The organism is Glaciimonas immobilis (assembly GCF_011947285.1).
Taxonomy (GTDB): Bacteria; Pseudomonadota; Gammaproteobacteria; order Burkholderiales; family Burkholderiaceae_D; genus Glaciimonas; species Glaciimonas immobilis.
On the sequence record NZ_JAAOZT010000014.1, the window covers coordinates 38,856 to 51,941 of the forward strand.

The window sequence follows — 13,086 nt, forward strand, 5'->3', positions numbered from 1 at the left end:
TGACATCAAGCCGTGATGACATCAAGCCGCATAGCGAAAGCGGCGATATTGCATCAGGGCTTCAATCCTTAAAAAGGCACTTTCTGTTTCCAGTAATTTACAGAAATCGATCCAGAATCTTCCGGCTCGCCTTGTCCAAATTATGTAAATCGCGAATCACAAAATGCACACCATGATTATCGGCAATCAACAGCGCTGCTCCGGCTAATCGACGAATATCCTCCTCGCCTTTTAGCGTAAAGGAAGCCTCACCGCGATTAGTGGCGACTGTCCAGATACTGGGTGTTGAATAACTGGAGACGCGCGTAATCTGGTTGATTTCGGGTATAAACTCGCGACGTGCCAGTTCTTGTTCCACCAGCATACGCGTATCATCCGCCAAATCACTCAGATGATCTATCCACACTAATTCTTGCCCGTTTGCGGCGACAATCGACAATCCCTCGTCAGCCGCACTAATTGGAAAAGCCCGCACTGGCAAAACCCCTTGATACTCCTCTCCATCGGGGGATGTGAATATAAGTCGACCGAACGCATTGAGACGCAGGCGGAAGTCGTGTTGTGGCATTGTGGTGGTCATCCTTATGTTGGTCCTTGTGCGAGTCTATGTGCGAGTCTTGGTCGGATCCTTGTCACGGTCTTCAGGCAATCGTCTCAGCAATTTTGCGCGTATTCCAGTTCTGTAATTCTGGCTCTTCATCGACGTTGCGCAATTGCGCCTGGTACAACTGGTAATACACACCTTCGCTCGCCATCAGTTCATCATGATTACCTACCTCCACGATCTCACCACGATCCATTACCACGAGGCGATCAGCCTTGCGCAGTGTCGATAAGCGATGGGCGATGGCAATCGTGGTGCGGCCCTGGACCAGATTATCTAGCGCTTTCTGAATTTCCTTTTCTGTGCTGGTGTCGACTGAAGAAGTTGCCTCGTCCATAATCAGAATCCGTGGATCAATCAACAACGCGCGTGCAATCGAAATGCGCTGACGCTCTCCGCCAGACAGTGCTTGTCCACGCTCCCCGACTAATGAATCGTACCCTTGCGGCAGGCGTAAAATGAATTCATGCGCATGCGCGGCACGGGCCGCTGCCACCACCTCCTTGCGCGTCGCCTCGGGCTTACCGTAAGCAATATTATCGGCGATGGTACCAAAAAACAGAAACGGCTCTTGCAATACGAGGCCGATATTGCGGCGATACTCGGCGATCGGCAATGCACGAATGTCAACGCCATCGATCTTGATCGCGCCTTCCGAAACGTCGTAAAAGCGGCAGATTAAATTGACTAGTGTACTTTTGCCCGATCCGCTATGCCCAACCAGACCGATCATTTCGCCCGGTTTGATCGTCAAATTGACGCCCCGCATCACTGACCGGTTGCCGTAGCGGAAGCCGATATCGCGCAGTTCGATGGTACCTTGCACGTTCTCAATATGCACTGGATTCGCAGGCTCCGGCACGCTGGATACATGATCGAGGATTTCAAAAATCCGCTTGGCGCCCGCTGCCGCTTTTTGGGTAACTGACACAATCCGGCTCATCGAATCAAGGCGGGTGTAAAAACGTCCGATATAAGCCAGAAAGGCAACCAGAACACCAACGGTAATCTGATTTTGTGAAACCTGCCAGATACCGAAAGCCCACACCACCAGCAAACCGATTTCTGTCAGAAAGGTCACCGTGGGTGTAAATAACGACCAGATTTTATTGACCTTGTCGTTGACCAGCAAGTTATGCCGATTTGCCTCTTTAAACCGGGCCGCCTCGCGCTTTTCTTGCGCGAACGCTTTCACCACCCGAATGCCGGGAATCGTATCGGCCAGCACGTTGGTGACTTCCGACCAGATTCGGTCGATTTTTTCAAATCCATGACGCAGACGGTCCCGCACCAGATGGATCATCCATGCAATAAACGGCAACGGCAGTAATGTTACTAACGCTAACCATGGATTAATTGATATCAAAATAGCGGCGGTCATCAGCATCATCAATACATCGATGGCAAAATCGAGCAGATGCAGTGACAAAAACACGCAAATACGATCAGACTCGGACCCGATACGCGCCATCAAATCACCTGTGCGCTTTCCTCCGAAATATTCTTGCGACAAACGCAGCAGATGTTCATAAGTCGACGTCCGCAAATCGGCGCCGATACGCTCACTGACAATCGCCAGAATGTAGGTGCGCGCCCAGCCCAGAGTCCAGGCGATTAACGCAGATCCAAGTAAACCCGCCATATACAACTTAACCAGTCCAACGTTAATAGGCTTGCCATTTTGATATGGAATAAGAATGTTATCCATCAAGGGCAACGTCAGATACGGGGGAATAAGCGTCGCCGCAGTAGATGTGAGCGTTAACAAAAAACCCAGAATCAAAGACCATTTATAGGGTTTGGCAAAGCGCGCAAGCCGAAATAAAGCCCAACGCGACGAGGCTGCCCCCTTTTGCTCGGGACAGATACCGCAGGTATCTTCACCGGGCGGCAGCGTTGCCTGGCATTGCGGGCAAACCACCTCGTCCAGAGGATGCACCGGCCGGCCTGACAAATGCGACTGCAATTGCTGTTCAAAGTGGGTGATCAAACGCAGCGCCATGACGTTCAGACCCAGGGTATAGCGCCAGCAAGCCAGGCGCTGATGCTGGTCCAACAGCTCCAGGCTACCGATGCCGGCATGATCAAAATGACGTAACGACAATCCTTGTGCAAAAATCCATTGCTGCCACTCTGCATCCGCAGTCATTCGGGATAACACACGACGATCGGTCACAACTATCAAACCCCGCGTAAAATGCAGGGACGAATCAATATCCACCTCTAGCCATGCTGCAATTTTTTCTTCCGGCGCGATTTGCTGCATCACCTCTGCGCTCCATTGACCGGGCATAGATTGGGTACTGTTCTTTGATTTAAAAATCGGATTAAGGTGTTCGCTTGTCATCTAAACGGGGTGGTGCATCCCTTAGGGATGAAAATGGAATGAGTGGAGTGTTGCTTATTCAGTTTTCATAAGCAACAATAACGTCACATCAATTATGATGTTGATGCAATGTATATAAGATAGAGTAACGTATATAAGATAAAGTAACGATTCTGGTTGCAATCCGACTTCTGACGCCGCTAGCAAGATAACGTGCAACAGTAAATTTGAATAACTATTATGCTGCCGTATTTTAAGGGTTTTCCTGCGCTGATTGCGACCAATAGGTATTATTTATTTTTTTGTTCTGTGTAAACCATTTAACACTTAAAACGTTAAAACGTTAAAACCAATTTGGTATTCTCGGCAGCGTGCAATCCCAAGACTCACCTAATTATTCATGAAAAACATAGAATTTCTCCGAATTACGTCCTTGCGCGGACCAAATATATGGACGTATCGACCAGCTCTAGAGGCATGGATCGATATCGGAGAACTGGAAGATTGCCCTTCTAACGTCATTCCCGGCTTTAATAAACGCTTAACCGACTGGTTACCCTCCCTGATCGAGCATCGCTGCAGTTATGGCGAGCGTGGCGGTTTTGTGCAGCGTCTCAAAGATGGCACCTGGCCCGGCCACATTCTGGAACATGTCACTTTAGAGCTGCAAAACCTGGCCGGACTGCCGGGCGGTTTTGGCAAAGCGCGTGAAACCTCCAAGCGCGGCGTCTACAAAGTCGTCGTTCGGGCACGTCACGAGCAAGTCACCCGCGCAGCCCTGTACGCAGCGCGCGATCTGGTCATGGCGGCGATAGAAGATCGTCCGTTTGACGTTCCCGCGCAAATCGCCACTTTACGCGCAATGGTAGACTCGCTTTGCCTGGGTCCAAGCACCGCCTGTATCGTTGAAGCCGCCGATGAGCGTCGCATTCCGTCGTTGCGCCTGTCTTCTGGCAATCTGGTTCAATTAGGCCACGGCGCACGCCAACGGCGCATCTGGACCGCTGAAACCGATCAAACCAGCGCTATCGCCGAGAGCATTTCGCGCGAAAAAGATCTGACCAAAAGCTTGCTGGAATCCTGCGGCGTGCCGATCCCCGAAGGACGGCTGGTTGATAGCCCCGAAGACGCATGGCTGGCCGCCGAGGACATCGGCTTGCCCGTCGTCGTCAAACCGACTGATGCCAACCATGGCCGCGGCGTATTCATCGACTTGAACACCCGCGCTGAAGTAGAAACTGCCTATGCCGTCGCGCTGGAAGAAGGCAGCAGCGTCCTCGTGGAGCGTTTTGTGCGCGGTAACGAACATCGTCTATTGATTGTCGGCGGCAAGCTGGCCGCCGCCACACGCGGTGAACCGCTATCGGTTACCGGCGATGGCAAATCAAACATCCGTCAACTAATCGATATCCAGTTAAACAGCGATCCGCGACGCGGTGAGTTGGAAGAACATCCGTTGAGTCCGATCTTTCTCGATCAGGAACCGACCATCAGAATGGAATTAGAACGTCAGGGCTATTCCGCTGAAGCGATCCCGCCAGCCGATAAACAGGTTCTTATTCAACGCACCGGTAACGTCTCCATCGATGTAACTGCAAAGGTACATCCTAGCGTTATCGCGGCAGCTTCACTGGCAGCACGGATCATCGGACTTGATATCGCCGGGGTCGATCTGGTCGCTGAAGATATCTCCCAGCCATTAGATAAGCAACGCGGCGCGATTGTCGAAGTCAACGCCGGGCCCGGTCTGCTAATGCATTTGAAGCCAGCGCAAGGAGAACCGCAGCCGGTCGGAAAAGCGATTATTGATCACCTGTTCTCAGGTGCCGAGAATGGCCGCATTCCCATTGTAGGCGTTGCGGGTACCCATGGCAAAACCGTGGTGTCGCATCTGATTGCCCGTCTGCTGAGTTTAAATGGTCAACATACCGGTCTGGCATGTAGCGATGGCCTTTATTTAAATAACCAGCAAATTGAAAAAAATAGCTGTGCAAACTGGACCGGCGCGCATCGGATTCTTCTGAATCGCGCAGTAGAGGCAGCGGTCTTTGAAAACGGCGCGACCACAATATTATCCGAAGGTTTGGCTTATGATCGTTGTCAGGTGGGCGTGGTCACCAATATCGCTGCCAATGACACCCTGCCCGACTACTACATTGATGATGCCGAACAGATGGCAAAGGTGTTACGTACGCAGGTTGATATTGTACTGCCCACCGGCGTCGCTGTCCTCAATGCCGCAGATAAGCTGGTCGCGGCTATGGCCGATTTGTGCGATGGCGAGGTTATCTTCTTCGGTATAGAACAAACCCTGCCGATTATTGCCGACCATTTGAAACAGGGCAAACGGGCGGTATTTGTGCGTCACGGTCATATCATCATGGCGACCGGACAAGCTGAAATCATGTTGGCCCGTATCGCGACGATTCCGCTGACGGCAGATGGTCAACCAACGTTCCAGACCGAAAATGTACTGGCCGCGGTTGCCGCAACCTGGGCGCTGGGGATTGCAGTGGATTTAATACGTGCATGCATCGAAACCTTTAATATGGAACAAGTAGTTCCACTGACAAAAATACGGACAACGCAGTCAGCTTAATCGGATGACCGGTTCTCGATGCATCCATTAATATAGGGCAGCAAAATGGGGCCGCAGTTAGCTATACTGCATGGCACCCTAATGGACTGTGATTGACAATAAAAATGGGCTTACGCAAAATCGTTTCAATAAGTCGTGCCGTACACCCTAGGCCAGGGCGGCACGGATAGCACTACCCCGCTTGGGCGGTTTACGTAAGTTCTAAAAATGCCTCATGTCTGGATCGTCGGTTTCCGCTGGCAGTTCACACGTAGTACCGATTAAACTTGGTTGAACAAACCAGAAATTCAGGAAATTTGTTGATGGACGTATCCCGTATCCGAATTCTTCGTGGCCCTAATCTATGGAGCCGCCACACCGCAGTTGAAGCCATTGTGTCCTGCACGGAACCGGAGCGGTCGATTGACGGAATCATCGATTTCGAGACCCGTTTACGCGCGCGCTTCCCGCACATAGGATTCCTTGAATCGACTGGCAGCGATGATGCTATTTCGATGGCGCATGCGTTAGAAAGTGCCGCGCTGGCACTGCAATCGGAAGCTGGTTGCCCGGTCACTTTTAGTCGTACCGTGCAGGCGCTTGAAGCCGGCGTCTACCAAGTCATCGTAGAATACAGTGAAGAGGCAGTAGGCAAGTTGGCTTTTGAACTGGCTCAGGCGTTATGTACAGCTGCTGCCAATAATCAGCCATTTGATCTGGCCGATGCCTTGAAACGCTTGCGGGAACTCAATGAAGACGTTCGTCTGGGACCCAGCACCGGCTCAATTGTCGAGGCTGCGATCGCACGCGGCGTGCCATTCCGCCGTCTGACGGATGGCAGCATGGTGCAATTTGGCTGGGGGAGTCGTCAGCGTCGGATTCAGGCAGCAGAAACCAGCGCTACCAGCGCCATCGCCGAATCGATTGCGCAAGACAAAGAACTGACTAAAATGTTACTCAGCGCCGCTGGCGTCCCTGTGCCGCAAGGTAGCGTGGTATCCAACGCAGCAGATGCGTGGAGCGCCGCTCAGGAAATCGCAAGTCCAGTCGTGGTTAAACCACGCGACGGCAATCAGGGGAAAGGTGTCGCCGTCAACATCACCACGCGTGAGCAGATTTTCGCTGCCTTCAATGTTGCAGCAGAAATCTGCTCGGATGTGATCGTTGAACGCTATCTGCCCGGTCATGACTTTCGTTTATTGGTGGTCGGCAAAGAAATGGTCGCCGCCGCCAGACGAGACCCACCGCTGGTAATAGGTAACGGCATCAACACCATCCGTGAACTGGTCGATAAGGTAAATAGCGACCCTTTACGAGGTGACGGTCATGCCACGCCATTGACCAAGATCCGCTTTGACGCGATTGCTTTGGCAACGCTTGCCAAACAAAATTACGACGCCGACGCGATTCCCCCTACCGGCGTACGGGTCGTGCTGCGTAATAATGCCAATTTGAGTACCGGCGGCACCGCTACTGATGTTACCAATGATGTCCATCCGCAGATGGCTGCGCGCGCTGTGGCCGCGGCGCAGATGGTCGGGCTGGATATTTGTGGCGTTGACGTCGTTTGTAATAGTGTCCACAAACCGCTGGAAGAACAAGAAGGCGGTATCGTCGAAGTCAACGCCGCGCCAGGTTTGCGCATGCATATTACGCCGTCCTATGGCAAAGGCCGGGCCGTAGGCAAAGCGATCGTTGCGACCATGTTCGGTCCTGGCGACGATGGTCGCATTCCATTGATCGCGGTCGCTGGCACCAATGGCAAAACCACTACTGTTCGCCTGACGGCCCATATTCTGAGTTGCAATGGTCTGCGTGTCGGCATGACCAATTCCGATGGGGTCTATATTGAGAAACAACGCATTGATACCGGGGATTGCAGTGGCCCGCGTAGCGCCCGTAATGTATTGATGCATCCGGACGTCGATGCAGCGGTTTTTGAGACTGCACGCGGCGGTGTCTTGCGTGAAGGTCTGGGTTTTGATCGCTGTAACGTTGCGATTATCACCAACATTGGGATGGGCGATCACCTGGGACTAAGCTTCATCAGTACGGTCGAAGATCTGGCGGTCGTCAAGCGCGTCATTGTAGAAAACGTCGCCTCTGACGGCGTCGCGGTATTAAATGCTGGCGACCCTATGGTCACCAGCATGGCTAAAGTATGCCCCGGCTCTGTGACGTTTTTTGCTTACGATAGCAGCAATACAGTGATGTGCACACACCGCGCACAAGGTCATTGTGTCGTGTATGTAGAGGGGACAGATATCGTCTGTGCCCGCGGCACGCAGGAGGTACGTTTGCCACTGGCAGACATTCCATTGACCCGTAACGGCACCATTCGGTTTCAGATCGAAAACGTCATGGCAGCGACAGCAGCGGCCTGGGCCTTGAAACTGGATTGGGAAATTATCCGTACCGGACTGCGTACCTTTATCAATGATGCCGCGAACGTGCCGGGCAGATTCAATGTATTCGACTATCGCGGTGCCACCGTTATCGCTGACTACGGCCACAATCCTGATGCGATCCTCGCGCTGGTGCAGGCGGTTGAGAACATGCCTGCAAAGCGTCGCTCCGTCGTCATTAGCGGTGCCGGTGACCGGCGCGATGAAGATATTCGTCAGCAAACGCAATTATTGGGTGACGCCTTCGATGAGGTGATTCTGTATCAGGACCAATGTCAGCGTGGACGGGCTGACGGGGAAGTATTGGCATTACTACGCGAAGGCTTGCAAAATGCACGCCGCACCAGTGCCACGCAAGAGATCAATGGCGAGTTCATCGCTATCGACGCGGCATTGGCGTCATTAAGCGAAGGTGATTTATGCCTTATATTAGTTGATCAGGTTGAGGAAGCGCTGGAACATATTGCCAAGCGAATTGCAGGGCATTGATAGCCTATAACATCTACAAAAAAGGGATAACCCTTATCAGGGCTATCCCTTTTTTTATTTCCTGAAAATTTCTGAAGCACATTCATGCATATGACGAACCGCCCCTAACGCTGACTAAAGGTTGACTGGCGCTTGACGAAGGCTTGATTAAGACTAGATCGCCGTTTTATCCGCAACGCATTACCGCCCCTATCAAAGCTTAGTTATAACTTGGTTAAAGCGTACCTTACGCTTAATCGTCGTCATCGGGATCCAATTCGGGAAAGAGCACCGAAGTATAGCCAAAACGCGTGAAATCCTTGATCCGCATCGGATACAAAATACCATCGAGATGATCGCATTCATGCTGCACTACCCGTGCATGGAAATCATCGACGGTGCGATCAATTGTCGCGCCGTATTGATCGACACCCGTATAACGCAATTGCTGCCAACGCGACACCACACCACGCAAGCCGGGGACGGACAGGCACCCTTCCCAGCCTTCTTCGGTAGCGTCGGAAAGCGGCATCAGTACAGGATTAATCAAGACGGTCTCCGGCACCGGCTCGGCCTGCGGATAACGCGCACTATTTCTAAAGCCAAAAATAACCACACGTAAATTTACGCCAATTTGTGGCGCCGCCAATCCTGCGCCATTCGCCGCATGCATCGTATCGAACATATCCTTAACCAACGTCGCCAGTTCAGGGGTATCAAAGTCCGTCACTGGCTCCGCCTTCAATAGCAAACGCGGATCCCCCATTTTTAAAATTTCACGAACGCTCATAGGATCAATACTTAAATGAGTTATTAAAGGATTTTAAAGATATACCATTTATTGAAATTGCTTTAAATATTCAGCGAAATCGGGTCCGGTTTCCGGATGCTTCAGCCCCATGGCCAGCGTGGCCTTCAAATAGCCAAGTTTGGAACCGCAATCGTAACGCTGACCCGCATATCGATAGGCCAGGACTTTTTCTTTTTCCATCAACGCTGCAATACCGTCAGTCAGCTGAATTTCGCCTCCAGCGCCTTTGCCGGTCGCTTCCAGGCAATCGAAAATGCCTTGCGTTAATACATAGCGTCCGACCACGGCCAACGTTGAAGGCGCATCGTCTGGAGATGGCTTTTCAATGATACTTTTAACACGCTCCAGATTTGGCTTGAAAGGGTCAATGCTGACAATCCCATATTGCCTGGTATCGGCCCGGGGCACATCCTGAACCGCCAGCAGGCTACTTCCTTCTAGCTCGAAAACGTCGGTCATTTGCGCAAGTACTGGTCGTTCACCCGCGTCAACATCCATAAAGTCATCCGCCAGCAAGACCGCGAACGGCTCATCGCCAATGACGGGACGGGCGCATAATACTGCGTGACCAAGTCCCAACGGAGCCGATTGACGTATGAAAATACAATTTACATGTTTGGGAATCACATTGCGGACCAGTTCAAGCAACCGCATTTTACCGGCGGCTTCCAGTTCGCTTTCAAGTTCGTACACGGTATCGAAATGGTCTTCAATAGCACGCTTGTTGCGGCCTGTGATAAACACCATATCAGTAATTCCGGCAGCGACCGCTTCTTCGACTGCATATTGAATGAGCGGTTTGTCGACGATAGGAAGCATTTCTTTCGGTTGTGCTTTAGTCGCTGGCAAAAAACGACTACCGAGCCCAGCTACTGGAAATACTGCTTTTCTAATTTTTTTCATGGTTGCTTTCAAAAAGTGCGGAGTCTGTTTTCGTTTAGATTGCACGCACTTCGTTCTTGCCTGGCAATACTGGGCAGGATATCAGCACGCGCCGTCAGGAATATTGTCTTTATAGTAATTCTTTTATTAGGAGATTGGACTGATTTCTAATCCACTAGTTCGCCTATAAAGTTCTCGGGGATTCGATGACGATCCGGAGATTGTTTAGAATTACATCTATATTGCCAATACCCGCCTTTAAACGCTTAAAATCGGGCAACGCCGGTTAGTTTATAGTTTATATGTGACGAGCAAATGAAGAGAGGGAACTATTTATTGCCTTTTTTGCATGCAATCATTATCGCCGAATGTCGATTATGGCGCATTGTTTATTAAGGCGAGCCATTCAGTCTCGTTCAAAATTATCAGGTTAAGCTCGCGCGCTTTTTTTTCTTTCGATCCCGCACTAGCGCCAACAATCACCAAATCTGTTTTTTTAGAAACTGAGCCAGCGACATTAGCACCCAAAGCTTCAGCCTGTGCCTTGGCCTCGTTGCGACTCATGGTCTCCAGATTTCCGGTAAAAACTACTGTTTTACCAGAAACCGCCGACTGCGCCGATGGTCGTTCAAAATCGATAACCGTGACTAGTGGTTTGGCGCCCCCCTGACCTTCTGTCAGGGCTTTCAATACCTCACGGTTATGGGGTTCTGCGATAAAACCAAGGATGTCGGTGACCATGCTGGTACCGAGACCATTGATCGAAATTAAATCAGCGTAAGCTTCCGAGTCTGGATTTTGTGCAGCGCTCATGCACTGCCGCCATGCAGTCAGCGACAAATAATGTTTCGCCAGCAAGCGCGCCGTTGCTTGCCCTACTTGATGAATACCTAATGCGTAAATGAAGCGATCCAAAGAAATTATTCTTGCGCGTCGAATGGCGGCAAACAATTTACTAGCAGATGTCTCACCCCAGCCATCCCACTCGCGCAAAGGTCCGGTCATTTCATCGATACCGTCCCTGTCTTCCAGCGTGAAGATATCGACCGGTGTGTGTACCAGTTTTTTTTCATAAAAAAGCGCAATGTTTTTCTCGCCAAAACCTTCGATATCAAACGCGTCGCGTGAGGCAAAGTGCTTCAGCCGCTCAATCACCTGGGAGGGACACACCAAGCCACCCGTACAAAAACTGCCCACCGATCCCGCTTCTCTCACCACCAGGCTATCGCACACCGGGCAATGTTTCGGAAAAATATATTCGACGCTGTCATCTGGACGGGCCTCTTTGATAACGCCAAGAATTTGAGGAATCACGTCACCCGCGCGCTGGATAATCACCGTGTCACCAACGCGTGCGTCTTTCCGCACTATCTCGTCCTCATTGTGTAAAGTGGCGCGCTGTACAAGCACACCGCCCACGCTGATGGGGACCAAATGCGCGACGGGCGTGATTTTTCCAGACCGGCCAACTTGACATTCAATGGCTTTGATCACGGTCTGCGCTTGCTCCGGCGCAAATTTCCACGCGGTTGCCCATCGTGGTGATCGGCTGACAAAACCTAATCTGTTTTGCCAATCGAGTCGATTTACCTTGAGCACAACGCCGTCAATTGAGAATCCCAAAGAAGAGCGCTTGCGTTCGATATCGGCATAATAGGTGGCTAATTCGGCAAAGGACGTTTCGGACACTGCCACCAATCGACTTGGTTCATTTAATGCAAAACCCCAGGCTTTAAATTTATCGCGTGCCTCCCATTGGGTCGTGGCAAATGGCGCTGAAATTTCACCCCAAGTGTAGGCGTAAAAGCGCAGTGGTCGTCCCGCGGCGACGCTGGTGTCTAGTTGGCGCATGCTACCAGCTGCCGCGTTGCGTGGGTTAGCAAAAATTTTGCCGCCAATATGCGCCTGTTCCGCGTTAAGTTGCAAGAACCCCTGATCCGTCATGTACACTTCACCGCGCACCTCCAGGACTGCGGGCCAGCCGTCGCCCGGTAACGCGTGCGGAATGTCGCCGATGGTTTTTACGTTGGCCGTAATGTCTTCGCCCACCCCGCCACTGCCGCGCGTCGCGCCCGAAATCAAATGCCCGTTCTCATACCGTAATGAACAGGATAAGCCATCAATCTTCGGCTCGCAATCGATTTCCATGACGACATTCGCGTCCTTTAATTCGCGCAAAAAATTGCGGACGCCATCTAACCAGTCTTTGATATCGTCTTCAATGAATGCGTTGTCGAGCGACAGCATTGGTACGCGGTGTATGATTTTCTTAAACCCCTTGGCTGGCTCCGCCCCTACTTTTTCTGAAGGACTATCAGCACGTATCAATTCGGGAAATAGCGCCTCGATAGCGTTATTTCGACGACGTAAGGCGTCATACTCTGCGTCAGACACTTCCGGCGCGTCCTCTGTATGGTAAAGGTTGTCATGATAGGCCAGCAACTCGGCTAACTCTGCCAACTCCGCTGCGGCTTCCTGCTCGTCTAGTAGTTGCGGCGACCTATCAAAGAGTGAAGTACGATTTCGTGCCATTTTAGTCATTGTTTACATCCCTAGGCGCTTTAGCCGCTGTGTTTATCGCTGCTTTTTATTCGCTACGGTGGTGTGATATTTGTTTGCTGCGCTAATTACTTGATTCATTACCGCTAACAAGTATACAGAATAGGCGCTCACAACATGAAGCTTTTGCGATTTAAGGCGAAATAGGAGGTAACGATATGTTGATGCAGGATGGCAATCAAAGCCGAAGGGAAGATTAGCGCCCGGCAGACTGGGAGTACCACCGACCACACAAGACAAACTGCCGTATGGAGGAAGTTGAGCGGACGTAAGGACCACATTGAGGCAAGGCATAGCGCGACTAGCTTTGCCGGTATTAATTTTCTTTTGCGCTCAATGCCCTTGTGACACTGAGCGCTGTTGCCGAAAGGAACTCCCTGTTCCAATTGATGCGAACCTCGGTAACTGCGTCAGCTATCTGAACAGGACCACAAGCTTTATATTGTTTTATCG

At 51.3% G+C, this 13,086-nt stretch carries 7 protein-coding genes; 2 read left to right on the forward strand and 5 right to left on the reverse strand.

Features of this window, described 5'->3' with window-relative positions:
- Nucleotides 1–97: 97 nt before the first annotated feature.
- Nucleotides 98–580 (reverse strand): cyanophycin metabolism-associated DUF1854 family protein, encoded by a 483-nt coding sequence (locus HAV38_RS19570; protein WP_245182472.1) that lies wholly within the window; start codon nucleotides 578–580, stop codon nucleotides 98–100.
- A gap of 61 nt (nucleotides 581–641) precedes the next feature.
- Nucleotides 642–2,951 (reverse strand): cyanophycin metabolism-associated ABC transporter, encoded by a 2,310-nt coding sequence (locus HAV38_RS19575; RefSeq protein WP_375791699.1) that lies wholly within the window; start codon nucleotides 2,949–2,951, stop codon nucleotides 642–644.
- A gap of 379 nt (nucleotides 2,952–3,330) precedes the next feature.
- Here HAV38_RS19575 and HAV38_RS19580 point away from each other — a divergent pair, with 379 nt between their 5' ends.
- Together HAV38_RS19580 and cphA are read left to right on the forward strand one after the other, a co-directional pair.
- Nucleotides 3,331–5,529 (forward strand): cyanophycin synthetase, encoded by a 2,199-nt coding sequence (locus tag HAV38_RS19580; RefSeq protein WP_168057090.1) that lies wholly within the window; start codon nucleotides 3,331–3,333, stop codon nucleotides 5,527–5,529.
- A 302-nt stretch (nucleotides 5,530–5,831) separates the two neighbouring features.
- Nucleotides 5,832–8,402: a cyanophycin synthetase gene (cphA, locus tag HAV38_RS19585; RefSeq protein WP_168057091.1), complete on the forward strand. Its 2,571-nt coding sequence runs from the start codon at nucleotides 5,832–5,834 to the stop codon at nucleotides 8,400–8,402.
- Between the two features lie 232 nt (nucleotides 8,403–8,634).
- Here cphA and def read toward each other — a convergent pair whose 3' ends face one another.
- From def to ligA, 3 genes are all read right to left on the reverse strand, one after another.
- The gene (gene def, locus HAV38_RS19590; protein ID WP_168057092.1) at nucleotides 8,635–9,171 is read right to left on the reverse strand and encodes a peptide deformylase; all 537 of its coding nucleotides are present in this window, start codon (nucleotides 9,169–9,171) and stop codon (nucleotides 8,635–8,637) included.
- 48 nt (nucleotides 9,172–9,219) lie between these two features.
- Nucleotides 9,220–10,095, reverse strand: a complete 876-nt coding sequence (gene galU / locus HAV38_RS19595) for a UTP--glucose-1-phosphate uridylyltransferase GalU (protein ID WP_168057093.1) — start codon at nucleotides 10,093–10,095, stop codon at nucleotides 9,220–9,222.
- A 354-nt stretch (nucleotides 10,096–10,449) separates the two neighbouring features.
- A complete protein-coding gene (ligA, locus tag HAV38_RS19600; protein ID WP_168057094.1) occupies nucleotides 10,450–12,615 on the reverse strand; it encodes an NAD-dependent DNA ligase LigA in 2,166 nt (721 codons plus the stop codon).
- Nucleotides 12,616–13,086 lie beyond the last annotated feature (471 nt).

Coding starts and splice junctions, on each gene's coding strand:
- HAV38_RS19570 (WP_245182472.1), bottom strand. CDS start 580: ATGACCACCACAATGCCACAACACGACTTCCGCCTGCGTCTCAATGCG.
- cphA (WP_168057091.1), top strand. CDS start 5,832: ATGGACGTATCCCGTATCCGAATTCTTCGTGGCCCTAATCTATGGAGC.
- def (WP_168057092.1), bottom strand. CDS start 9,171: ATGAGCGTTCGTGAAATTTTAAAAATGGGGGATCCGCGTTTGCTATTG.
- HAV38_RS19575 (WP_375791699.1), bottom strand. CDS start 2,951: ATGACAAGCGAACACCTTAATCCGATTTTTAAATCAAAGAACAGTACC.
- galU (WP_168057093.1), bottom strand. CDS start 10,095: ATGAAAAAAATTAGAAAAGCAGTATTTCCAGTAGCTGGGCTCGGTAGT.
- ligA (WP_168057094.1), bottom strand. CDS start 12,615: ATGACTAAAATGGCACGAAATCGTACTTCACTCTTTGATAGGTCGCCG.
- HAV38_RS19580 (WP_168057090.1), top strand. CDS start 3,331: ATGAAAAACATAGAATTTCTCCGAATTACGTCCTTGCGCGGACCAAAT.